Consider the following 22,873-nt stretch of genomic DNA (forward strand, 5'->3'; position numbering starts at 1 on the left):
CTCGCGACCACCTGGACAATCCGATGGCACTTGCTGATACTGGGCCGATGCCGATGCAGGAGGGCTTCCGCAACCAGCGACTGACCGTGGTGCCGCGCCGGGTCGTGGTCGAGGCCTGCGCCCGCCCGGTCACCCGGCGGCTGCTGGTTACCGACACCGGTTACTACCCAGCAGCCACAGATCACCTGATGGAGCGGCCTTTCGGCATCGAGGAGTCGGTCCTGATCGTGTGCACGGCGGGCACCGGCTGGGCCAACATCGAAGGCACGCAACACCGCATCGGTTCGGGCATGGCGCTGGTGGTCCCGCGCAGAACGCCGCACGCATACGGCGCCTCGACCAACAATCCCTGGACGATCTGGTGGTGTCACCTGCGTGGCACCGACCTGACCGAACTGATCGAGGAGGTCGGTGCCAGCGCGGCCAGGCCCGTGGTGCCCATCCGCCGCCTCGACCGGGCGGTCGCCCTGCTCGACGAGATCGTGACCACGCTGGAGCGGGATCACTCGCCGGCGAGCCTGACCGGCGCGGCCGGTGCCGCCTGGAAACTGCTCACGCAGATCGTGGTCGACCGGGCCATGCCCACACCTGGCGATCCCCTGCAGCGCGCGATGGCCTATCTGGCCGAGCGGTTGGACAGCACCGTCCGGGTGGCCGAGCTGGCGTCGCTGGTCGGCGTCTCGGCCTCCCACCTCAGCGCGCTGTTCCGCCATGCGACGGGGGGCGGCGTGCTCGCGCACCACACCGCCCTGCGGATGGCCCAGGCCCGCAACCTCCTCGACACGACGGACGCGACCGTCGCCGCCATCGCCCATGAGGTCGGCTACCCGGACCCGTTCTACTTCTCGCGCCACTTCAAGCGGATGCACGAGGCCAGCCCCACCGAATACCGCAACCGCGCGAAGGGCTGAGGGCCGCCCGTCACGACGCGGCCACGACGTGCAACAGCACCGAGCGGTCGACGTCGAGCGACGGCGCCTCGATGCCGACGAGCCGCAACACCCGACCTGGCAGCACGACGCCTGGCCGCTGCCACGGTGGCAGCACGGCGCCGGCCGCGGGCGCGTCACCGGGATCGACCGCCTCCACGGCGTAGTCGCGCTCGTCGTCGAGGCCGGGCAGGCGGATCCGCCCCGGCGGCCAGGTCGCGGGGCGTTCGACGACGCTGAACGCGTAGAGCGCCTCGGCGCGGTCGGTTGCGACGACGCCCTCCAGGCGCAGCGCGGCGTCCGGCAGGTCGGCGTGGACGACGTCGCCCGAGTGCAACAGTGCCCGATGCCGTTTGTGGAAGGCGATCCACCGCGCGATGGCGGCGCGGGTCCGCTCGTCGGCGGTGAGCAGGTTGACCTCGACGCCGAGGTGCCCCCACAACGCCTTCTCCGCGCGATAGTCGAGCGGATGCGTCCGGTGGGTGGTGTGCGACTCCTCCGCACCGATATGGGTGCCCTGCATCTCCGGAGGCACCAGCAACCCGGTGAAGCGCTGGATCTCGAGCCGCTCGTGCGGGTCGTTGCAGTCGCTCGGCCAGACCCGGTCGGCGTACTCGAGGATCCCGAGGTCGACCCGGCCGCCGCCGCTGGCGCACGATTCGATCTCCAGACCGGGATGGGCGGCCTTGAGCTCCGCCATCAGCCGGTAGGTCGCCTCGACCTGGGCCCGCACTCCCGGGCGTCCGTCCGGCGTGTGGCCGGCGTCGAGCAGATACCGGTTGTGGTCCCACTTGATGTAGGAAATGCCGAGCGCACCCACCAGCGCGCTCATCCGGTCGAACAGATGGGCGTACGCGTCGGGGTGGCCCAGGTCGAGAACGTGCTGGTAGCGCGAGGGCGGGCCGGCACCGTGTCCCGCGTCGAATATCCACTCAGGATGGTCGCGGGCCAGGTCGGAGTCGAGGTTGACCATCTCGGGCTCGAACCAGAGCCCGAAGTCCAGGCCGAGTTCGCGAACCCGGGCGGCGAGGGGCTCGAGACCCTCGGGCCAGACGGCCGGGTCGACCGTCCAGTCGCCCAGCGACGTGGTGTCGTCACGGCGCCCGAGGAACCATCCGTCGTCCAGCACGAACCGTTCGGCGCCGACCTCCGCGCCCCGTTCGGCCAGCGCGGTCAACGTGTCGAGGTCGTGCTCGAAGTAGACCGCTTCCCAGGTGTTCAGCACGACCGGCCGGGGCGAGCGGGGGTGCCGCGGCCGTGACCGGAGGTGCCGGTGGAACCGGGCGGCGAGGTCGTCCAGCCCGACGCCCCATGACCCGTACTGCCAGGGGCTGCGGTAGGTGTCGCCGGGCCCGAGGACCATCTCGGAGGGCAGCAGCACCTCGCCCGCGCTCAGATGTCTCGTGCCCGCCGGTGTGCGCTCGGCGGCGAGGACCTGGTTGCCGCTCCACGCGAGGTGGGTCGCCCACACCAGGCCGTGCCGGAAGCCGAACCCCTGCTCGCCGGCGGCCAGCAGCAGCGTGTGCTCCAGACCGGGCTTGCCGCCGCGCGAGGTCCGGACCCACTCCCCGACGTGGAACGGCCGGCGCTGCGGCACCCGCTCGAGGGCCCAGCGCCCGGTCAGGTCGAGGATCTCGGTCGCCTCGGCCGGGACCGGAAGGGCCAACTCGAGGGCGTTGATCCGGTACGGCGCCGCCGCCTCGTTCCGGACCAGGGCCCGCTGGCGCACGAGCCCGCTCGCTGCGAGCACCTGGATCTCGATCTCCAGGGCGAGGCCGTACTCGGGGTCGCGGGCCGAACTCACCAGCGCGGTCCCGTCGACTCGCACCGTCGCGTCCCGGAACTTCGGTGCCCAGCGGCGCCCGTCGCTGTCGGCGACCAGTCCGGGTCGCCCGAGCCAACCCTCGGCGAGTTGTGGGAGCACCGGGACCGGCTGCGGGTAGGTGACCGCGCTGTCGCCGATGGCCGGCAGCGCCGCGAGCCGCAGATCGGCCAGGGCGCCGTCGCCGATCTCGCCGAGATCGTGCCCCCAGTGCAGGATGCGGGGAAGCCGGCCGCCGTCGACGGCCACGACCAGGCTGGTGCCCCCGGCCCGTAGGTGGATCGGCGTCATCCCTTGATCCCACTTCCCGCGATGCCCGCGAAGAACTGCCGTTGCAGAAACAGGAACACGGCGACCAGCGGGATCGAGCAGACGAACGCACCCGCCATGAGCGTCGGGTAGTCGGTGCCGAACTGGCCCTGCAGTCCCGCGAGGCCCACCGACAGCGGGCGGTTCTCGCCCGACGGCGAGACGATGAGCGGCCAGAGCAGGTCGTTCCACGAGTAGAGCCCGGTGAGCACGGCGAGGGCGGCGACGGTCGGCCGGGCCATCGGCAGCATGATGTGCCAGAAGACCTGGACCGGGTTGGCACCGTCGAGGCGGGCCGCCTCCTCGTAGTCGTCGGGCATGCCGCGGAAGGCCTGCCGCATCAGGAACGTGCCGAACGCGGAGAACAGGCCGGGAATGGCGAGCGCCGGCAGCGTGTCGAGCAGCTTGAGGTCGCGGATGAGCCCGTACTGGCCGATCAGGAAGAGCTGGCTCGGCACCATCAGCATGGCCAGGAACACGCCGAGGAGCAGGCCCCTCGCCCGGAACGGGATACGCGCGAACGCGTAGCCGGCCAGCGCCGCGACGATGACCTGACCGCCGACCCGCAGGACGAGCGCGCCGGCGGAGACCGCGAACATCGACCAGAACGGGACGGTCCTGAAAAACGTCTCGAACGAGTGCAGGCTGTAGCCGTGCGGCAGGATCGTCGGCGGGATCCTGGTCACCTCGGCCGTCGACTTGAAGACGGTGAGGATCTGCCAGACGAACGGCACCACCATGATGGCGGCCGCGATGGCCAGGATCAGGTGAAGGTGCCAGCGCCGCTGTGCCCGGCCGCGCCGGACGGTGGAGTCAGTCATAGAAGACCCAGGATCTCTGCAGACGGAACTGTAGCGCCGTCGCGATCATGATGACGACCAGGAGGACGACCGCGATCGCGGCGCCGTAGCCCTGGTGGAACTGGACGAACGCCTTCTCGTAGAACAGGTAGACGATGGTCTTCGAGTCGGCCAGAGCCGTGTTGTTCACCCCGCGCAGCATGATGAAGTTCAGGTCGAACATCTGCAGCGCGCCGATCACGGTCAGCACCGTGACGAAGAAGATGCTCGGGCTCAGCAGCGGCAGGGTGATCCGGAGGAACTGCCGGACGCGGCCGGCACCGTCCAACGCGGATGCCTCGTACACGGACTTGGGTATCGCCGAAAGGCCCGCACCCAGGATGATCAGGTTGATGCCCAGGCCCATCCAGATGCCCACGACACCGAACGCGTAGATCGTGAACCGCGGATCGGCCACCCAGAACTGGCCGTCGACGCCGACCCAGGACAGCACGGTGTTGAGGAGCCCGAAGTCGCCGTTGTAGATGAACCGCCAGACCATTCCGATGGCGACGGGCAGGGTGACCACGGGCAGGAAGAAGAGCACGCGGTAGATCGCGCGGCCCCGGCCGACCTGCTCGATCAGCGCGGCCAGCACGATAGCGACGGGAACGCCGAGCAGGGCGATGGCGGTGTAGAGCGCCGAGTTCCCGAACGCCTTCCAGAACTCCGGGTCGTGGACCAGCGCCGTGTAGTTGTCCGCACCGACGAACGTCGCCGGCCCGAACGCCGGCACGTCCTGGAAGCTGTCGACCAGGGTCGACAGGAACGGCCACACATACAGCACGCCCAGGCCGATCGTCGCCGGGGCGACGAACGCCAGGCCCCACCAGCCGCTGGGCTTGGTGACGCCTCTGCGGCGGCCGGTCGGCCGCCGCAAAGGTTTCGTTGCCAGGTCTGTCATTTCTTGGCGAGGACCTTGTCCACGGCGGCCTGGTATTCCGTGGCCGCGTCCTGGACGGACTTCTTGCCGCTCCACGCGGGGCTCAGGTACTGCGCGGCGAGCCCCTGCCATTCGGAGGCGTTGCCGGCGACCGGAAGCGGAACGCTGTAGCCGATGGCGTCGATGAAGACCTGCAGGTGGTATTCCGGCATCGAATCGAGCCACGGCTGCTGCGTGCCCTTGTAGGCGGGCAGCACCGTGCCGGTGGCGGCCTGGATCTCGGCGGCCTTGGTCCCGCCGAGGAAGGCGAGGAACTTCTTGAGCTCCGCCGGGTGCTTGCTACCGGCGTACCCCGCGTTGCCGATCCCGCTGGTGACGGTGGCGCGCTTGACACCCTGCGGCAGCGGCGCGACGTCGACCTTGCCCTTCAGCGCGGCGTCGTTGTGGAACCGCAGCGCCCAGTAGGCACCCGAGAAGTACATGGCGACCTTCTGGTTCTCGAACATCGAGACGGCCTCGGTGTCCGACAACTGCTCCAGTGTCGGCGACGCCTTGGCCGCCTGCAGGTCGGTCCAGAACTTCAGGCCGGCGACGCCCGCCGGGCTGCCGAAGTCGGACGCGGTGCCGTCCTGGTTGATGATCGAGCCACCGGCCTGCAGGATCGTGTTGTAGAAGCCGCCCTGCCCGTCGATCGGCGCCGCGATGCCGAACACGCCCTTGGCCGGGTCGGTCAGCTTCTTGGCCGCGTCCTGCGCGTCCTGCCAGGTCCAGGTGTCGTCGGGATACTTCACGCCCGCGGCGTCGAAGAGTGCCTTGTTGTACCAGATGCCGTTGGTGTCGAAGTCCTTCGGCAGGGCGAAGAGCTTGCCGTCGTACGTGTAGGAGTCCGTGACCGCCTTGGGGTAGACGCTCGTGTCGATGTTGTTGGACTTCACCGTGTCGGACAGGTCGAGCAGCTGACCGCCCTTGGCGTACTCGCGGAAGTGGTCGGCGAGCATCCAGAACGCGTCCGGGGCGGTGCCGCCGGCCGCACCGACCTGGAGCGTCGACCAGTATTCCGTCCAGGGCAGCGTCTGCACCTTGATGGTGATGTCCGGGTTCGCCTTCTGGAACTCGTCGGCGATCTGCTGCATCGCCGGGGTCTGGTCCTCGCTCCAGTTCGCGTACGTGAGGGTGACCTTCTCACCCGGCGCGGCGGCGTCGGACTGCCCCGAGCAGGCGGTCAGCAGGGTTACGGCCGTGACCAGGGCCGCGGCGCCGATCCACTTACGTTTCATGGTGCTCCTCTGATGAAGGGGGAAGGGGAATTCAGCGGTGAAGAGGGACGTGAACAGTGGTGTCGACCCAGTCGACGTGGACGCCGGTGTCGTCCGGAGTGAGGGCATCGCCGCGCAGGCACAGCGTCCGCACTCCGTCGACCGGCAAGCTGAAGGTCGTGACGGGTCTGCCGGCCTCGACCACGGCCGTGAAGATCTCGCGGCCGTCGGCGAGCACGCTCACCCGGGCCCGCCCGGTCGACTCGTCGTCGACGCCGACGGCACCCGCGAGCGTCTCGGCCCGGCTGCCGAGGTGGAAGGTGGCCTCCGAAGCCGGCGCGGTGCCGAGGCCGCGATCGAAGCGCTGACCCGCGACGCGCATCGGCTGCCCGTCGCGGGGGTTGCCGCCGCCGTTCGACTGGTCGCGTTCGACCGGGCCGTCGGCGTTGGTGAACGCCAGCATCGGCAGGTCTGACAGCGGATAGGCACCCGGCGCCAGGGGACGCACGATCCGCGCGTGCGCGACGACGGGGACCACGCCGTCGCCGTCGTGCTCCACGGTGGCCACGCCGAGTTGTCCGGGCCGCAGCGACGAGTGCGGACGGATGACCCAACCGGTCTCGCCGACCCGCTCGGCCGACCAGCCAGGTGGAACTCGCAGGCGGGCACCGGGGCCGGTGGTGAGCGAGGCGGTCCCGTCCGCGCCGGTCTCGGCGACGGCCGGGTGCACCGCCGGCGCGGGTAGGTGCGGCCGGGGCGCGCCCCGGAACATCCGGCTGCCCGCGGGTGCCACGACCGCGACGAAGCCGCCGTCGCGGGCCACCGCGACCGAGAACGCGTCCGAGGCGGTGACGCTGGTCTCGGCGAGGCCGGGCGCCGGCGACGCGTCGCCGACGATCCACACCTGGGCGTCCGGTCCGACCGCGAGCCGGTCCAACGGCACGTGGATCCTGCGGGCGTCCCCAGCGGCGACGCACCCGACGAACCAGCGGTCGCCGGCCCGGCGGGCGATGACGGCGTGGCTGTCGGGGTCGCCGGCCAGCAGCACCGTCTCGTCCCAGGCCGGCGCCAGTTCCGACAGGAAGCGGGCGGCCAGGGGCCGCGAGGCGTACGCGTCGACGTGGTCGGCGAAATGGGTGATCCCGGCTTCGAACGCCACCGAGAGCCCGAGTTCGTGGCCGTCGCTCGTGGTCCGGTTCGGTGCACCGAACGCGACCGGCGTGGCGTCCATCCCGCCCACGATGTTGCGGGTGAAGGGCTGGATCACGTTGTGCGCGGCGGTGAGCGCCTGGTCCTCGAAGAAGACGTAATACTCGGCGCCGCGGATCGCTTCGTACCCGATGACCTGGGGGAAGGTTCTTGCCCATCCGCGCGGGATGACCGAGCCGTGGAAGTTCACCATGAGGCCGAGCCGGGCGGTCTCGGTGAGCACCGTGTCGTACCAGCGGTAGCGGTCCTTCGACTCGGACTCCATGAAGTCGACCTTGATCCCGGCCACGCCCCACGACCGCCACAGCGCCAGCTTGCCGAGGTCCTGCGGGTTGTTGAGGTCGCGCCAGATGGTCCACAGGTGCACCTGGATGCCGCGGCGGCTCGCGTAGGCGACGATCTCCGGGACCCAGGTCTCCTCCCAACCGCAGTCGATGAGCAGGTGCTCCCAGCCGAGGTCGGCGGCGACGTCGACGAAGTGCTTCTGCTTGTCGAGCTGTGCGCCCGAGTAGAAGTCCGACCACCACGACCAGGCCGCCCGCCCCGGCCGGACCCAGGTCGCGTCGTCCAGCTCGGGCGCGACCGCGGGCGCCAGCTCGTCGACCAGCAGCGAGGACACGAGATCGGGGAGGGTGCCGACCAGGATGACGCGCCATGGTGTGACCACGCCCCGGGCGACCTCCACGCTGTCGTCGGCGAGGGTGAACCGCACCGTCCGGCGGCCGTCCGGTTCGAGGTCACCCGCGACCGCGTGCGCGCCGGCGAACCGGCCGTCGATGCCCGACTCGGTGATCAGGATGTGCCCCGGCCCGTCGTCCAGGCGGGTCAGGAAAGGGAAACCGTAGGCGCCGGGTGCCAGATCGGCCGTGTCGACACCGAAGCGGGGCGTCTCGTACCAGGTCTGGTAGTCGAGCACCCAGTTGCGGGACCCCGCGGGGAGGGTGACGGCGGTGCTGTCCCCCGTGATGCGGGCGGTGCCGTCGAGCGCGGGCAGCGCGTAGCGGATCGCCACGCCGTCGCGCGCGGTGCGCACGATGGCCTGCCATTCGAGACCGTCGGGGGTACGGAATGTGTGGACGCTCTGGTGGTGCTCGTATGTATGGAATCCGGCGGATTTGCCGGAACGGAGCCGGAACCGATCACGGACGGTGGTTTCCTCGACGTCGACGAGTTCGGCTTTCGTGCCGACCTCTGCGCCGTTGACCGCGAAGCCGAGCGGGATCCGGTCGAGGACGATCTCGCCGCGCCAGGTCACGGCCAGCTGCACACCCGCGTCCGTGCCGCGCACCACGGCGCGTATTCCGTCGCTCAACACTCCTCCAGGTGATGCGGCCGGGTGGTGCACCTGACCTGATCACGTGCGACGGTATAGGTCCCGACACGCTCGCCCACATGGGGTTTCGTACTTGTTGCATGGACGATCCGACGATCTGACGGCGGGTAGTCAGACGGTCTTGCTGAGTCCGCCGTCGATGACCACGTCGCTCCCGGTCATCCACGCGGCGGCGGGGCCGGCGAGGAACACACGATCTCCTCGGGGGTGCCGAACCGGCCGAGCTTGTCCGCCGAGGCCGTCGGCCATCGTCCGCATCGCGCCGTCGCTGTCGGTGCCCATCGCCGGGGCGAGTCGCCCGGCGAAGGCGCGGGGCGCGGTCCAGAACGGTGTCAGTACCGGGCGGGTGAGACGGTGTTGACCCGGATGCCCTGCGGCGCGGCGCCGTGCGGCAGCCCGCTCTGTCGATCAGCCGCGACGGCGGGCGGGCCGGTCGGCCTCGATGTCGGTGGAGAACGCGCGCGCCAGCACGGCGGCGATGGCGACGCCGACGATGGCGATGCCGACCTGGATGCCGAGCGTCAGCCAGTCGAAGCTGCGACCGGCCACCTCGAAGAGCGCGTCGCTGTGCAGGTCCCAGTGGTCGGCCGCCCACGCGCCGGCCACGGCGGCACCGATCCCGATCAGCACGGTCAGGACCAGGCCGATGCGCTGCCGACCCGGCAGCAGGATGCGGGCGGCCGTGCCGATCACAGCGCCGAGAACGATGGCTACGAGATAGTCCTGCGCACGCACGGCGGTGCCTCCCAGGTGAACGAGCCCACGCCACTGGTGTTCCCAACCCGGGACCGCCGCCAAACGTGAGGCGCTAGTGGTCGAGCACCTCGTGCAGTCGCGCCGCGAACTCGGCCGGCTTGCCCGCATATCCCGAGTCGCCACCGACGAACCCGCCGTGGTGGCTCGGGAACACGACGGCCTCCTGGCCGAGCAGCGCCGCCATCCCGGAGGCGGTTCGCGCCGTGTACGTGCCCGCGGACTCCTCTCCGACCGCGATCACGATGCGGGTCGGCGCGGCCGTCAGCAGCGCCGCGTCGGGGCGGTAGTCGGTGACCGCCCACGAGTGCCGCGACAGCAGCGGGTCGTCGCGCGTGCCGTCGTCGCCGGTCGGCAGCCCGAACATCGCCGGGTCGGGCGCCGGGCGCGCGAAGTAGTCGTCGGTGAACTCGCCCTGCCACGAGGTCATCGCGATGAACGCGGCCATTCCCGCCCCGGCGCCCTTCGCCTGGTAGGCCTCGAAGAACCCGGCCCGGGCGCGCTCGGCGCCGGCCGCGTCGGGCAGCACGGCGTTGATCGGCGGCTCGTGCGCCACCAGCGTGGCCACATCGCCCGGGTGGGCCGCGACGAGTTCGAGACCGGTGACCGCACCGCCGCTGCTGCCGAACACGTCGACCGGACCCGCGCCGAGCGCCTCGATCAGCCGGTGCAGGTCCGCGGCCTGCTGCTGCGGCGTGTTGTCCTTACGGCCATCGGTCCGGACACTGCGACCCAGACCTCGGGGGTCGTAGGTGACGACCGTACGCTCCGCAAAGTGCGCGGCGAGAGCGGCGAAGCCGTCCGCGGTCATCGGCTGGCCGATCATCAGCAGCACCGGCCGTCCGTCGGCCGGCGGCAGCGGGCCGCGCACGTCGTAGACGAGGTCGGCGCCCGGCAGGGCAAGGGTGTGGGTCTGCGTCTGCGTCACGCAGCCGAGCCTACGACGCGGGTCAGCCCCAGCACGACAGCCACGACCGCCGGATGGTCGGCCAGCGGCGGGGTGACCAGGTCACCGCCGGCGCGGTGCAGCGACCGGTGGAACCGGCCGTCGGCCAGCAGGTAGGTCGCGATCACCACGCGGCCGGCGCCGGCGGTGCGCAGGGTCGCGACGGCTTCGGGGACCGTGGGTGACGCGGACGCCGCGTATCCGACGACCGCCGGCACCGGCAGGGCCGCGGCCACGGCTTCGACCTCGGCCCGGGACCGCGGGTCGGTCGACCCGGCGGCGGCCAGGACGACGGCGTCGGCCGGACCCGCCGCGGCGAGCCGGTCGACCAGCGCACCCACGAGTCGGCCGCCCGCGCCCAGCGCGGGGGTGACCGCGGCTCCGGCGGAGGCGGCGGCTCCGGCGATGTCGACCCGCGCGTGGTAGCCGTTGGTCAGCAGGAGCGGGACCACGACCGCCGGGCCGGCCAGATCCGCCAGCGCGTCGCGGACGTGCGGGGCCTGGACGTCGGCATAGGCCAGCCGGACCTCCCCGGCCCGCCGCGCCACCCGGCGGGCCAGGTCGCGGATCTGGGCCTGACCCGCCGGCACCCGCGTGCCGTGCGCGACCAACAGCAGCGTCATGCCGTCACGCGCAGACGGTAGCCGCGCTTGATGACCGTCTCGACGAGGTCGACGACTCCGAGGGACGATCGCAGCCTCGCGACGGCCATGTCGACGGCGTGGCCCTCGGCGCCCCGGGGCAGCGCCGCCGCGAGCAGGGCGCGCGACACGACGGCACCGGGCTGGGCCGCGAGCACCCGCAGCAGCGCCATCGAGGCCGGTGCGAGGGCCCGGAACTCGCCGTCGACGACCGCGCCGTGCCCCCGCACCTGCACGGTGACGCCGGCGACGACGAGGTGGCCGGCCCGGGACGGCAACGTGTCGGTGACCGCCCGGACCAGCGCGCCGAGTCGCGCCCGCTCGGGAACGAGGACCGGCACGCCCCGGTCGCGCAACGGAGCGGCGGTGACCGGGCCGACGCAGGCGGCCAGGACCCGGTCGCGGAACGCGTCGAGCACCCCGGCCGCGCGGTCGCCGCTGGCGTCGAGCAGCGCGCGGACCGCCGGCGCGCTGGTGAAGCAGACGGCGTCGGCCTGGCCGGTGACGACCTGGTCGACCAGCCGGTGCAGCGGCTCGGTGTCCTCCCGCCGGGTCCAGCGGTATACGGGCACCTCGACGACCTCGGCACCGGCCGCCCGCAGCGCGCCGGTGAAGTCGTCCTGCGGTCCGCCGTGCAGTTGCACGGCGATCCGCCGGCCCGAGACGCCCTCGGCGAGTAGCTTGTCGAGGATCTCGGCGCACGACTCGGTCGGGGCGGACCAGTGCTCGGTCAGCCCGGCGGCCCGGATGGCACCGCAGGGCTTGGCGCCCCGCGCGATGAGCCGGGCCCCGCGCAGCCCGCCGCGCAACGCGTCGCCGAAGCCCCATCCCTCGGCCGCCTCCAGCCAGCCGCGGAAGCCGATGCCGGTGGTCGCGACCACGATGTCCGGCGCGAGCGCCACGCAGGCGGCCGTCGCTTCGTGCAGTGCGGCGTCGTCGAGGAGCGGGACGATCGTGATCGCCGGCGCGGAGAGCACCCGGGCGCCGCGGCGCTCCAGCAGCGCGCCCAGTTCGTCGCGACGTCGTTCCGCGGTGATCGCGACGGTGAAGCCGAGCAGCGGACCGGTCACGGTGAGCCCACTTCGACCACGCCGTCGCGGACTCGGACCGGGAAGACCGGCACCCGGGCGTCGACGTCGAGGCACGCGCCGGTGTCGAGGTCGTACGCCTGCTTGTGCATCGGTGACGCGACCACCGGTCGGTCCGCGCGGGTGCCGACGACACCGCGGGACAGCACGTACGCCCCGCTGACCGGGTCGCGGTTTCCGATCGCCCGGAGGCGATCGTCGTGGAGCCGGAACACCGCCACCTGCTGGGCACCGACGAGGGCGGCCACGCCGCGCTCGGGAAGCAGGTCGTCGAGCCGGCACACGGGGGTCCAGAGGACCGTCGCCACCACCGCGGTCATCGCCGCACCTCCGGGAGTCCGAGTGACACTGGGCGCCGCGCGGGTACGGGCTGGTCCCGCTCGCGGACGAAGGAGATCGACGGGTCCGGCGTGGCCGGCGCGTTGACGAACGAGACGAACCGGCGAAGCTTCACCGGGTCCTCGAGCACGGCCCGCCACTCGTCGGTGTAGGACCCGATGTGCCGGGCCATCGCCGCGTCCAGGTCGGCGCAGAGGCCGAGGCTGTCGTCGACGATGACGGCGCGCAGGTGGTCGAGCCCGCCGTCGAGGCCCTCGATCCAGGACGCCGTGCGCTGCAGGCGGTCGGCCGTGCGGATGTAGTAGACGAGGAACCGGTCGACCGTCCGGACGAGCGTCTCGGTGTCCACATCGGAGAGCAGCAGGTCGGCGTGCCGCGGCCGGAAGCCGCCGTTGCCGCCGACGTAGAGGTTCCATCCGTTGTCGGTGGCGATGATCCCGAAGTCCTTGCTCCTGGCCTCGGCGCACTCGCGGGCGCAGCCCGACACGGCCGACTTGATCTTGTGTGGCGCCCGCAGCCCGCGGTAGCGCAGTTCGAGCGCGACGGCGAGCCCGACCGAGTCCTGCACCCCGTAGCGGCACCAGGTGGAACCGACGCAGGATTTCACGGTGCGCAACGCCTTCCCGTACGCATGGCCCGACTCGAAGCCGGCGGCGACCAGCCGGCGCCAGATGGCGGGCAACTGCTCGACCCGCGCGCCGAACAGGTCGATCCGCTGACCACCGGTGATCTTCGTGTAGAGGGAGAAGTCCCGGGCGACCTCGCCGATCACGATCAGCTTGTCGGGCGTGATCTCGCCGCCGGGTATCCGGGGCACCACGGAGTAGGTGCCGTCGCGCTGGATGTTGGCCAGGAAATGGTCGTTGGTGTCCTGCAACGCGGCCTGCTCGCCGTCGAGGATGTGCCCGTGGCCGAGGGATGCCAGGATCGAGGCGACCACGGGCTTGCAGATGTCGCAGCCGCGCCCGGTGCCGTGCTCGGCGACCAGGGCGGAGAACGTGCCGATCCCGCGCACCCGGATCAGGTCGAACAGCTCCTGCCGCGAGAACGCGAAGTGCTCGCAGATGGCCCTCGTCTGTGCGACCCCGGCTCCGGCGAGCAGGGACGCGATCAGCGGCACGCACGAACCGCAGGTCGTGCCGGCCCGCGTGCAGGCCTTGACCGCGGGCACGTCGTGGCAGCCGTCGGCGACGGCGGCGAGCACCGCGTCCTTCGTCACGTTGTTGCAGCTGCACACCTGCGCGTTGCCGGGCAGCGCCACGTCCGGGGCGCCCGCGGACAGGAAGTCGGCCAGCTTGCCGGGCACCGGGCCGCCGACCGCGGCCCGCAGCGGTCCGTAGGCGCCGGCGTCACCGACCAGGATCCCGCCGAGCAGCGTCCGCGCGTCGTCGCTCAACGCCAGCTTGGCGTAGAGACCGTTGGCCGGGTCGGCGTAGACGACGTCGAGCGGTCCGGTCGCCTGACCGAACGTGGCCACGTCGACGCCGAGCAGCTTGAGCTTGGTCGACGCGTCGGGGCCGCTGAAGGTCGCACCGCCGCCGAGCAGCCGGTCGACGACGACGTCGGCCATCGCGTAGCCGGGTGCGACCAGGCCGTAGCAGCGGCCGTCGACGGCGGCGCACTCGCCGATCGCGAAGACGGCCGGGTCGCTGGTCCGCAGTGTGGCGTCGACGAGGACCCCGCCGCGCTCGGCGGTCGCGAGGCCGGCCGCCCGGGCCAGGTCGTCGCGCGGGCGCACACCGGCAGCGAAGACCAGGACGTCGGTGTCGAGGGTGGGCCCGCCGGACGTGTCGACGTGCAGCCCGTCGTCCCCGGCAGCGATCGCGGTCACCGCGGTGCCGGTGTGCACCGCGATGCCGAGCGCCTCGATTCGGCTCCGCAGCATCGCGCCCCCGGGCGGGTCGAGCTGCATCGGCATCAGGTGCGCGGCGAACTCCACGACGGAGGTCCGCAGGCCCAGCAGCCGCAGCGCGTTGGCCGCCTCGAGGCCCAGCAGGCCGCCCCCGACGACGGTTCCGCTGGCCCGGCCCCTCGCGTAGGCGCGCAGCGCGGCCAGGTCGTCGAGTGTCCGGTAGGCGAAGCAGCCGGGCGCGTCCCGGCCCGGCACGGGCGGCACGAACGGGCGCGATCCGGTCGCCAACACCAGGACGTCGTACGGGTACTCCCCCGCCTCCGTTCGCACCACCCGCGCCGCACGGTCGACGGCCAACGCCGGCTCGCCGAGGCGGATGTCCACGCCGGCCGGTACGCCGGAGGGGGCCAGCGTGAGGTCGTCAGCTGTCGCGCCCTCGAAGTAGGCCGACAGGCGGACCCGGTCGTAGGCCCGCCGTCGCTCCTCGGCCAGTACGGTCACCGACCATCGCCCGCCGGTGTCGCGGGCGGCGAGGGCCTCGATGAACCGCTGTCCGACCATGCCGTTGCCGATGACGACGAGCCTCATGCCGCGACCTCCGCGCTCGGATCCACCATGGACAGCCAATCCACCAGCCCGCACACCGCTTCCCGGCAACTGCCGCAGCCGGTCGTGGCCCGGGTCGCGGCGACGACCTCGCCGACGGTCTTCCCGCCGGCCCGCCAGACCGCGGTGATGGCGGCCTTGCGCACCGTGTTGCACTGGCAGACGACCGCGGCGTCCGGCATCAGCGCGGGCGAGTCGGCCGCGGCCGGTGCGGCGCCGTGCGCGCGCCCGAGCAGCAGCGACCGCCGGTCGGCCGGCACCTCGGCGTTGCGGTCGAAGAGTTGCACCACCGTGCCGACCGTCGGGTTGTCGCCGAGCAGCACCGCACCGGCGACCCGGTTGTCGCGGATGACCAGGCGGACGTACGTGCCGCGGGCCGGATCGGCGAAGCTGACGACCTCGGCGTCGGAGCCGGCGTCTGGGACGCCCATCGCCGCGAGGTCGACTCCGCTGGCCTTCAGCCGGGTCACCACCCGCGAGCCCCGGTAGCTGGTGGTCCGGCCGGTGATCCGGTCGGCCACCGTCGCGGCCTGGTCCCAGGCCGGCGCGACCAGTCCGTAGACGGTGCCGCGGTGCTCCGCGCAGTCGCCGATCGCGTAGATCCTCGGGTCGCCGGTGCGCAGCGCGTCGTCGACGACCACGCCGCGGGCAACGGGCAGCCCGGCCCGCGCGGCGAGCCCGGTGTCCGGCCGCACCCCGCAGGCGAGCACGAGCAGGTCGGCCGGCACGTCGGTGCCGTCGGCCAGGCGCAGGGCGGTCCCGGTCCATTCGCGGGCGCCCGCACCGACGCGCGCGCGGATGCCGAGGCCGGCCAGCGTGCGGGCGAGGACGCGCCCACCGCCGGCGTCGAGCTGGCGCTCCATGAGATGGGGTCCACGGTGGACGATGTCGACCGCGAGGCCACGGCCCGCGAGACCGCGCGCCGCCTCCACGCCCAGGAGCCCACCCCCGAGGACGACCGCCCGGCGCGCGCCGCGCGCGTGTGCGACGATCCGCCGGCAGTCGTCGAGCGTCCGGAACGCGTACACGTTGGCGGACCCGAAGCCGGCGACGGGCGGCACCACCGGCAGCGACCCGGTCGCCAGCACCAACGCGTCGTACCCGTGCTCCTCGCGCGTCGTGCGCACCACGCGGCGCCCACGGTCGAGGGCGACGACCGGCTCGCCCAGCAGCACGTCGGCGCCGGCGGGAGCGGCCGCGATCGCCAGGTCGCCCTCGCCGACCTTTCCGGCGAGCAGCGACGACAGCAGGATCCGGTTGTAGGGCCGGTGCGGCTCGGCACCCAACGCGGTCACCTTGACGTCGATGTCGCGGGACCGCAGCTCGGCGACGACGCGCGAACCGGCCATCCCGTAACCCACCACGACGACCCTCACGCCGGCGCGACCTTCGCCGCGCAGATCTTGAATTCCGGCATCCGCGAGATCGGGTCGAGAGCGGGGTTCGTCAGCGTGTTCGCCCGGGCGCCGCCGGCGTAGTGGAACGGCATGAACACCGTGTCGGCCCGAATCGCGTCGCTGAGCCGGGCGGCGGCCGTCGCGCTACCGCGCCGCGTCGTCACCGTGACCGGGGCGCCCGCGAGGATCAGGAGCCGGGCGGCGAGGTCGGGATGGATCTCCACGAAGGGCTCGCCGGGCAGCGCCGCGATGCGCCGGGTCTGCGCGCCGGACTGGTACTGCGTCAGCACGCGACCGGTCGTCAGGTAGAGCGGGAAGTCCGGATCGGGCTCCTCGGCCGCCGGCCGATGCTCGACCGGCACGAACCTGGCCCGGCCGTCCGGGGTGGCGAACCGGTCGAGGAACATCCGCGGGGTGCCGGGATGCGCCTCGTCGGGGCACGGCCAGAACACCCCGCCCTCGACGTCGATCCGGTCGTAGGTGATCCCGGCGTAGTCGGCCGGACCGCCCGCGCTGGCCCGGCGCAACTCGTCGAAGACCACCCGGGGGTCGGCCGAGGTCGGCACGCCCAACCGGCCGGAGAGCTCGGCCAGCACCGCCAGGTCGGTCCGGGCGCCCGGCGGTGGTTCGCCCAGCCGCCGGCGACGGATCACCCGGCCCTCGAGGTTGGTCAGCGTGCCGTCCTCCTCGGCCCACTGCGCCGTCGGCAGCACGACGTCGGCGAGCGCGGCCGTTTCCGACAGCACGAAGTCGGCGACCACCAGCAGGTCGCGGTCCCGCAGCCAACGCTCGACGCGGGCCGCCCGCGGAGCGGAGACGGCCGGGTTGGAGCCGAACACCAGCAGGGCCCGGACCGCGTCCGAGCTGAGCAGCTCGTAGGCCGACGGTCCCGGGCCCGGGATGTCGCCGGGCGCGACACCCCACACGGCGGCGACGTGGGCGCGCGCGGCCGGGTCGTCGATGCGCCGGTAGCCCGGCAGCTGGTCGGCCTTCTGCCCGTGCTCGCGCCCGCCCTGCCCGTTGCCCTGCCCGGTCAGGCAGCCGTATCCGGCGCCGGGCCGCCCGGGCAGGCCGAGCGCGAGGGCGAGGTTGACGAACGCGGTGACCGTGTCGGTGCCCTTGGCGTGCTGCTCGGCGCCGCGGGCGGTCAGCACCATGGCCCGCCGCGCGCAGGCGAGGCGCTCGACGACCGCGTACAGGTCCGCCGCCGGCACGCCCGTCAACCGTTCGACCCGGGCCGGCCACCACTGGGCGACCGCGGCGCGCACCGCGTCGAACCCGGTGGTGCGCGCGTCCACGTACGCCCGGTCGACGTGCCCCTCGGCGATCGCGATGTGCAGCAGCCCGTTGCCGAGCGCGAGGTCGGTGCCGGGCGTGGGCTGCAGGTGCAGCGCCGCCCGGCGCGCGGTGGCCGTGCGCCGCGGGTCGATCACGATCAGGCCGTCGTGGCCGAGGTGCCGCATGAACGGCGGCATGGTCTCCGCCGGGTTCGCGCCGACGAGCAGCACCGCGCCGGCCGCCGCGATGTCGGCGACCGGGAACGGCAGGCCGCGGTCGAGGCCGAACGCGCGGCTCCCGGCCGCGGCCGCCGACGACATGCAGAACCGGCCGTTGTAGTCGATCGTCCGGGTGCGTAGCGCGACGCGGGCGAACCGGCCCAGCGCGTACGCCTTCTCGTTGGTCAGCCCCCCACCGCCGAAGACCGCGACGGCGTCGCGCCCGTGCCGGTCCTGGATCCGGCGGATCCCGGTCACCACCCGGTCGAGCGCCTCCGACCACGATGCCGGCCGGAGAACGGCGCCGTCGCGGACCAGGGGCGTCGTGAGCCGGTCCGGATGCCGGAGCAGGTCGGCCGACGTCCAGCCCTTCTGGCAGAGGCCGCCCCGGTTCGTCGGGAAGTCGCGGCCCTCGACACCGACCCCGGCCGGGCCGGCACGCAGCGTCATCGCGCACTGCAGGGCGCAGTACGGACAGTGGGTGTCGGCGGCCGTCATGTCCAATACGGTCGTCAGTTGCCGTTTCGGGGCCGGCTCCCGGCTGTTACCGGGTTGAAAATCGCGCATCACTTCGTCCTCCGGGCCGTGGTGAGGTCAGACCGCAGTGGCCCGGCGGAGATAGACCCGCCAGGTCACCGCCGCGCAGAGGGCGTAGCCGAGCAGGAACACGATCAGCGCGGTGTCGATCGAGCCGGTCCGCGCGATCGACATGCCGAAGCCGCGTGGGATCAGGAAGCCGCCGAGCGCGCCGACGGCGGCCGCGACGCCGATCACGGTCGCGGCCTGACTCTCACCGTGCGGGCGCCCCCGGAAGATCGCCGGAATCATCCGGTAGGTGGCGCCGTTGCCGACCCCGCTGGCCACGAAGAGCAGCAGGAACGCGCCGAGAAAAAGGGCCAGGCGGCCGGAACCGTGGCAGGCCAGCACCGCGCCCGCCCCGGCGGCCATCACGACGAAGGCCGCGAGAGTCACCTTGGCGCCGCCGAGCCGGTCCGACAGCCAGCCGCCGATCGGCCGCGCGGCCGAGCCGACCAGTGGACCGAGCGCGGCGAACATGCCGCCGGACACGGCCGGGAACTCGGTCTTGACCAGCAGCGGCAACGCGGCCGAGTAACCGATGAAGCTGCCGAATGTGCCGATGTAGAGGAACGACATCACCCAGGTGTGCCGGTCCCGGAGCACGACGGCCTGTCTGCGCAGCGGCGCCCGGGACACGGCCAGGTTGTCCATGAACAGCCATGCGGCACCGACGGCCACGACGACGGGCAACAGCCACAGCAAGGGTGCGTACGCGAGGTGGAGTCCGCCGCCGGCCACGATCACCAGCGGCACGGCGAACTGGACCACCGCCACGCCGACGTTCCCACCGGCGGCGTTGACACCGAGTGCGAGACCCTTGTGGCGCTCGGGATAGAAGTACGAGATGTTCGCCATCGACGAGGCGAAGTTGCCGCCACCCAGACCCGCGGTGGCTGCCGCCACGGCGAACGCCCAGTAGGGCGTCGCGGGGTTGGTCACGCAGGCCACCATCAGTCCGATCGGCGCCACGAGCAGTGCCGCGGACGCCACCGTCCAGTTCCGGCCGCCGAAGCGGGCCACGGCCGCGGTGTAGGGAATCCGCATCACGGCGCCGACCAGGTTCGGCAGGGCGACGAGCCAGAACAGCTGGTCGACCGAGAACGCGAACCCGGCGGCGGGCAGGCTCACGGCGACCGCGCTCCACAACAGCCAGATCGAGAAGCCCAGGTGTTCGACGACGATCGACCAGACGAGGTTGCGGCGCGCCACCCGCCGGCCGGTCGCGGCCCAGAAACGTGCGTCGTCGGGGTGCCAGTCAGTGATCCAACCCCGCGGTGATGGCGCCGGCACGGCGCGGACGGGCGTGACAGTGGAGGTCATGGCGACGACTGTCGATGGCGCCCGTTGCGGGACGATGACCGCGAACGTGCGGGGTGGGTGAAATCGCCGTCACCGCCCCAGCATGATGAAGGTGAGATCGCCGGGCGCCAGACGCGCACGTGAGCGAAAGATCGCAGGGAGTGAGCGTATGAGGAGCGTCCCGGAGCCCGACGAGCGGACCATCTACACGTCCGCGCGGCCGGGTGGTGCCGACTCGCTGGCCTGGCCGGTGTTCAGCGAGCACGCCCTGGAGATGCTGCGGTCGGCCGGCGAGGTGCTGCGGCCCGAGCCCGGCGAACAGTTGTGGGACGCGGGCGACCCGTACGACCTGAATCTCGTCCTCGCGGGCGGGGTCCTGCTCATCGACCGCCGGGACGACCGCGTCGTCTTCGTCGTCGAGGAAGGCGATTTCGTCGGCGAGCTTGGCATGCTGATGGGTCAGCGGGCGTTCCTGCCCGGTGTCGCGATGGCGGGCACCGAGTTGCTGCGCGTACGGGTCGACGACCTCCGCAGGCTCGTGGAGATCTCCGGTGAGCTCAGCGACGTGCTGCTCGCCGCGCTGGACGCCCGGCGGGGCCTGCTGACGAGGCTGGGCGAGGGCGGTCTCGTGCTCGCCGGCGACGACGACCGCGATTTGCACCGGCTCCAGGACTTCGCGGAGCGCAACCAGCTTCCCTATCGGACGGTGCTGCGCTCCGACCTGGACGCGTGGGCGGCACTGGCGAAGACCACCGCGCTGCCGCCGGCCGGCACCGCGGTGGTGACGGGACAGCGCCGGGTGCTCGACGCGCCGAGCACGCGCGACCTGGCGACCGCGCTCGGCATCGACCTGTGGGGCATCTCCGACCGCTCCCGCTGTGACCTGTTGGTCGTCGGCGCCGGGCCGGCGGGGCTGGCCGCCGCCGTCTACGGGTCGTCGGAGGGACTCGACGTGGTCGTGGTGGAAGACGTCGCCATCGGCGGTCAGGCCGGCAGCTCGTCGCGGATCGAAAACTACCTCGGCTTCTACCGCGGCCTGTCCGGAGTGGAGCTGGCCCGCGCGGGGATGCTGCAGGCCGTCAAGTTCGGCACGCGGCTCGTGTCACCGCGTTCCGTCACGGGTCTGTCGCGAGTGGACGGCGGGTTCCGGGTCCGCCTCGACGACGAACTCGATGTCATCGCCTCGGCGGTGATCGTCGCCAGCGGTGTCCGGTACCGCCGCCTCGACCTGCCGGGCCTGGCCGACCTCGAGGGCAGCGGCGTCTACTACGCCGCGAGCCAGCTCGAGGCCGCGGTCGTGTCTGGCCGCAACGCCGTCGTGGTCGGGGGTGCCAACTCCGCCGGGCAGGCGGCCCTGTTCCTGGCCCGGCACGCCGGCCACGTGCACGTCCTGATCCGCCGTGCCGACCTGCGCGAGACGATGTCGAACTACCTGGCCCAGCGGCTCACCCACCACGAGCGGGTCACCGTCCACCCGCGCTCCGAGTTGTCGGCCGTCCACGGCACGGGCCGGCTCGAAGCGGTGACCTGGCGCGACCACCTCCTCGACCGGGACACCCGGCTCGACGCGGCCGGGCTGTTCCTGATGATCGGGGCCGACCCGGGCACGGCGTGGCTGCGCGACGCGGGTGTCGAACTCGACGCCAAGGGTTTCGTGACCACCCACGACGGCTTCGCGACCACCGTGCCCGGCGTGTTCGCGGTCGGCGACGTGCGTGCCGGCTCGGTCAAGCGGGTGGCGTCAGCGGTCGGCGAGGGCTCCGTGGTCATCTCGGCGGTGCACTCCTATCTCGCGACCTGATGCTGGCCCCGGGTCACGCAGAACTCGTTGCCCTCGGGATCCAGCAAGGTGACGAGGTCTGGCTGCGCCATGTGCACGGTCGCGCCCAGGCCGCACAACCGCTCGACCTCCGCGGTGAGGTCCATCTCCCGGAGCCGCTCCAACTCGGCCTCGTCATACGGTGCGATCTCGTAGTCGTCGAGGGCCCGCGCCCAGAATCGCGCGATCGCCGCCGGGTGGGCGCTGTCGACGACGATGTCCTTGATCGTGGCCACGCCGCCGAGCGTACGACCTAGCGCTGACGATGAATACGGGAGTCATACGTCGGCTTCGATGGCGAAAGTATTGCCGTCCGGGTCCTGGAACCAGGCTATTCGTCCGCCGCCGGCCCGCGCGGTGATCCCTTTCGGGTCGTGTTCGTACTGGTCGTAGCGGACGAACTCGACCCCGGCCGAGGTCAGCTCATCGACGATCCGGTCGATGTCGTCGACGTACCAGGTCGCCAATGTCGCCTGGGTTTTTCCGGCGGTGACCGACTGGTAGACATTCAACGCCGGGCCGCCGCCGGCGGCATAGACGCGGCTGCCGCCAGCGATCTTGGCGCTCGGGCCGGCCCGCAACGGGCGCAGCCCCAATCTGCCTTCATAGAAGGCGACCGCCTGGTGAATGTCGGAAACGGCTATCGACGCTCTCACCTGATAAGCGCTCAACGGCATCGGCCCAGTCTCGCACGGCACCGGGTCGCCGAGGCGTTGCTCGACTTCCTCCCATGATTTCGGCAGAAAACCGGCGATAGCCGGCAAGCCGGCGGAGAATTGTCCTGGCTGGAGCAAGCCAACGAGTCGGGAGGACGGTATGCCGTGTTGTCCAGCTTCCCCGCCTCGATGTTCGCGCCGGTGGCCCTCGGGTTCTTCGGCCTGGGCACCGGTTATCTGATCTACGGCCCGCAGGAACTACTCGGCTTTCCGCGCCGGGACCAGCTGGTCGACCGCGCGACCGGGGTCTGGGGCATCTGGCTTCCGGGGTTCTGCCAGTTCCTGGTCGGCATCCTGCTGTTCATCGGATTGAGCTGGTTCCCGGTCTTCACCAGCAGCGCACCCAACTACATGGCGGCGCTCGCCTTCAGCGCGTACGGCATCCACTGGTTCGCCCTGGGCTGGAACCGGGCGCGCGGCAACGATGCCCGGCCCAACGGGTTCATGTCGATCCCGTTCATCATCATCTCGACCCTCGGGGCGACGGTGTTCTTCCGGGCGGACGCGTGGCCGCTCGGCGTGCTGTTCGTCGGGCTCGCGGTGGTCTACGTCGCGGAGTTCTTCGCGAGCTTCAGGATCGGCGTCCGGGTCGGCGCCGACGGGCGCCAGTCGGTCAACCTCGGCGAGAAGGCGCTGGGCGCGGCCCACATCCTGGTCGGGCTGTGGCTGATGTACCTGACCTTCGCCACCACGCTCAACATCGCCTCCGGCTTCGACCTTCCGGCCGCCTGACGCCTGGCGCTCGAAGCGGCGTTGGACGGC

At 72.2% G+C, this 22,873-nt stretch carries 19 protein-coding genes; 3 read left to right on the top strand and 16 right to left on the bottom strand.

The window, feature by feature from the left end:
- Positions 1-47: 47 nt before the first annotated feature.
- Positions 48-911 carry an AraC family transcriptional regulator gene (locus AB0J74_RS10590; protein WP_363446816.1) on the top strand — a complete coding sequence of 288 codons (864 nt, stop codon included), beginning with the start codon at positions 48-50 and terminating at the stop codon, positions 909-911.
- 10 nt (positions 912-921) lie between these two features.
- Here AB0J74_RS10590 and AB0J74_RS10595 read toward each other — a convergent pair whose 3' ends face one another.
- The 14 genes from AB0J74_RS10595 to AB0J74_RS10660 form a co-directional block, all read right to left on the bottom strand.
- The gene (locus tag AB0J74_RS10595) at positions 922-3,042 is read right to left on the bottom strand and encodes an alpha-galactosidase (protein ID WP_363446818.1); all 2,121 of its coding nucleotides are present in this window, start codon (positions 3,040-3,042) and stop codon (positions 922-924) included.
- On the bottom strand, positions 3,039-3,881 hold the full coding sequence (locus AB0J74_RS10600; protein WP_363446820.1) for a carbohydrate ABC transporter permease: 843 nt from the start codon (positions 3,879-3,881) through the stop codon (positions 3,039-3,041). Before AB0J74_RS10600 ends, AB0J74_RS10595 begins: the two co-directional genes overlap by 4 nt.
- The gene (locus AB0J74_RS10605) at positions 3,874-4,803 is read right to left on the bottom strand and encodes a sugar ABC transporter permease (RefSeq protein WP_363446822.1); all 930 of its coding nucleotides are present in this window, start codon (positions 4,801-4,803) and stop codon (positions 3,874-3,876) included. The genes AB0J74_RS10600 and AB0J74_RS10605 overlap by 8 nt, the downstream gene beginning before the upstream one ends.
- On the bottom strand, positions 4,800-6,059 hold the full coding sequence (locus AB0J74_RS10610) for a sugar ABC transporter substrate-binding protein (RefSeq protein WP_363446824.1): 1,260 nt from the start codon (positions 6,057-6,059) through the stop codon (positions 4,800-4,802). The genes AB0J74_RS10605 and AB0J74_RS10610 overlap by 4 nt, the downstream gene beginning before the upstream one ends.
- 31 nt (positions 6,060-6,090) lie before the next feature.
- Positions 6,091-8,559, bottom strand: a complete 2,469-nt coding sequence (locus tag AB0J74_RS10615) for a glycoside hydrolase family 97 catalytic domain-containing protein (protein ID WP_363446826.1) — start codon at positions 8,557-8,559, stop codon at positions 6,091-6,093.
- A 429-nt stretch (positions 8,560-8,988) separates the two neighbouring features.
- Positions 8,989-9,315, bottom strand: coding sequence for a GlsB/YeaQ/YmgE family stress response membrane protein (locus AB0J74_RS10620; protein WP_363446828.1), 327 nt, complete (start codon positions 9,313-9,315; stop codon positions 8,989-8,991).
- Between the two features lie 73 nt (positions 9,316-9,388).
- Positions 9,389-10,261 carry an alpha/beta hydrolase gene (locus AB0J74_RS10625; RefSeq protein ID WP_363446830.1) on the bottom strand — a complete coding sequence of 291 codons (873 nt, stop codon included), beginning with the start codon at positions 10,259-10,261 and terminating at the stop codon, positions 9,389-9,391.
- Complete coding sequence (locus AB0J74_RS10630) at positions 10,258-10,902, bottom strand: CbiX/SirB N-terminal domain-containing protein (RefSeq protein WP_363446832.1); 645 nt, start codon at positions 10,900-10,902, stop codon at positions 10,258-10,260. Before AB0J74_RS10630 ends, AB0J74_RS10625 begins: the two co-directional genes overlap by 4 nt.
- Positions 10,899-11,990, bottom strand: a complete 1,092-nt coding sequence (locus tag AB0J74_RS10635) for a uroporphyrinogen-III synthase (RefSeq protein ID WP_363446834.1) — start codon at positions 11,988-11,990, stop codon at positions 10,899-10,901. The genes AB0J74_RS10630 and AB0J74_RS10635 overlap by 4 nt, the downstream gene beginning before the upstream one ends.
- Positions 11,987-12,328 (bottom strand): nitrite reductase small subunit NirD, encoded by a 342-nt coding sequence (nirD, locus tag AB0J74_RS10640; protein WP_363446835.1) that lies wholly within the window; start codon positions 12,326-12,328, stop codon positions 11,987-11,989. Before nirD ends, AB0J74_RS10635 begins: the two co-directional genes overlap by 4 nt.
- Positions 12,325-14,787 carry a nitrite reductase large subunit NirB gene (gene nirB / locus AB0J74_RS10645; RefSeq protein WP_363446837.1) on the bottom strand — a complete coding sequence of 821 codons (2,463 nt, stop codon included), beginning with the start codon at positions 14,785-14,787 and terminating at the stop codon, positions 12,325-12,327. The genes nirD and nirB overlap by 4 nt, the downstream gene beginning before the upstream one ends.
- Complete coding sequence (locus AB0J74_RS10650; protein ID WP_363446839.1) at positions 14,784-16,181, bottom strand: FAD-dependent oxidoreductase; 1,398 nt, start codon at positions 16,179-16,181, stop codon at positions 14,784-14,786. The genes nirB and AB0J74_RS10650 overlap by 4 nt, the downstream gene beginning before the upstream one ends.
- On the bottom strand, positions 16,178-18,196 hold the full coding sequence (locus AB0J74_RS10655) for a molybdopterin oxidoreductase family protein (RefSeq protein ID WP_363446842.1): 2,019 nt from the start codon (positions 18,194-18,196) through the stop codon (positions 16,178-16,180). Before AB0J74_RS10655 ends, AB0J74_RS10650 begins: the two co-directional genes overlap by 4 nt.
- A gap of 96 nt (positions 18,197-18,292) precedes the next feature.
- Positions 18,293-19,597 carry an MFS transporter gene (locus AB0J74_RS10660; RefSeq protein WP_363446844.1) on the bottom strand — a complete coding sequence of 435 codons (1,305 nt, stop codon included), beginning with the start codon at positions 19,595-19,597 and terminating at the stop codon, positions 18,293-18,295.
- A 148-nt stretch (positions 19,598-19,745) separates the two neighbouring features.
- Between AB0J74_RS10660 and AB0J74_RS10665 the strand changes: the two genes are divergently transcribed.
- Positions 19,746-21,377, top strand: coding sequence for an FAD-dependent oxidoreductase (locus AB0J74_RS10665; RefSeq protein WP_363446846.1), 1,632 nt, complete (start codon positions 19,746-19,748; stop codon positions 21,375-21,377).
- On the opposite strand, the gene AB0J74_RS10670 is transcribed toward AB0J74_RS10665, so the two are convergent.
- Together AB0J74_RS10670 and AB0J74_RS10675 are read right to left on the bottom strand one after the other, a co-directional pair.
- A complete protein-coding gene (locus AB0J74_RS10670) occupies positions 21,362-21,631 on the bottom strand; it encodes a VOC family protein (protein ID WP_363446849.1) in 270 nt (89 codons plus the stop codon). The genes AB0J74_RS10665 and AB0J74_RS10670 overlap by 16 nt on opposite strands.
- 42 nt (positions 21,632-21,673) lie before the next feature.
- The gene (locus tag AB0J74_RS10675) at positions 21,674-22,159 is read right to left on the bottom strand and encodes a VOC family protein (protein WP_363446852.1); all 486 of its coding nucleotides are present in this window, start codon (positions 22,157-22,159) and stop codon (positions 21,674-21,676) included.
- Positions 22,160-22,216: 57 nt separating this feature from the next.
- Between AB0J74_RS10675 and AB0J74_RS10680 the strand changes: the two genes are divergently transcribed.
- Positions 22,217-22,843 carry a hypothetical protein gene (locus tag AB0J74_RS10680; protein ID WP_363446855.1) on the top strand — a complete coding sequence of 209 codons (627 nt, stop codon included), beginning with the start codon at positions 22,217-22,219 and terminating at the stop codon, positions 22,841-22,843.
- Positions 22,844-22,873: the final 30 nt, after the last annotated feature.

The sequence above is a fragment of the Asanoa sp. NPDC049573 genome (genome assembly GCF_040676615.1).
Taxonomy (GTDB): Bacteria; Actinomycetota; Actinomycetes; order Mycobacteriales; family Micromonosporaceae; genus Asanoa.

Excerpts from the sequence above, each read along its gene's own strand:
- AB0J74_RS10590 (WP_363446816.1), top strand. The coding sequence starts at position 48 with ATGCCGATGCAGGAGGGCTTCCGCAACCAGCGACTGACCGTGGTGCCG.
- AB0J74_RS10595 (WP_363446818.1), bottom strand. The coding sequence starts at position 3,042 with ATGACGCCGATCCACCTACGGGCCGGGGGCACCAGCCTGGTCGTGGCC.
- AB0J74_RS10600 (WP_363446820.1), bottom strand. The coding sequence starts at position 3,881 with ATGACTGACTCCACCGTCCGGCGCGGCCGGGCACAGCGGCGCTGGCAC.
- AB0J74_RS10605 (WP_363446822.1), bottom strand. The coding sequence starts at position 4,803 with ATGACAGACCTGGCAACGAAACCTTTGCGGCGGCCGACCGGCCGCCGC.
- AB0J74_RS10610 (WP_363446824.1), bottom strand. The coding sequence starts at position 6,059 with ATGAAACGTAAGTGGATCGGCGCCGCGGCCCTGGTCACGGCCGTAACC.
- AB0J74_RS10630 (WP_363446832.1), bottom strand. The coding sequence starts at position 10,902 with ATGACGCTGCTGTTGGTCGCGCACGGCACGCGGGTGCCGGCGGGTCAG.
- nirD (WP_363446835.1), bottom strand. The coding sequence starts at position 12,328 with ATGACCGCGGTGGTGGCGACGGTCCTCTGGACCCCCGTGTGCCGGCTC.
- nirB (WP_363446837.1), bottom strand. The coding sequence starts at position 14,787 with ATGAGGCTCGTCGTCATCGGCAACGGCATGGTCGGACAGCGGTTCATC.
- AB0J74_RS10655 (WP_363446842.1), bottom strand. The coding sequence starts at position 18,196 with ATGACGGCCGCCGACACCCACTGTCCGTACTGCGCCCTGCAGTGCGCG.
- AB0J74_RS10660 (WP_363446844.1), bottom strand. The coding sequence starts at position 19,597 with ATGACCTCCACTGTCACGCCCGTCCGCGCCGTGCCGGCGCCATCACCG.
- AB0J74_RS10665 (WP_363446846.1), top strand. The coding sequence starts at position 19,746 with ATGAGGAGCGTCCCGGAGCCCGACGAGCGGACCATCTACACGTCCGCG.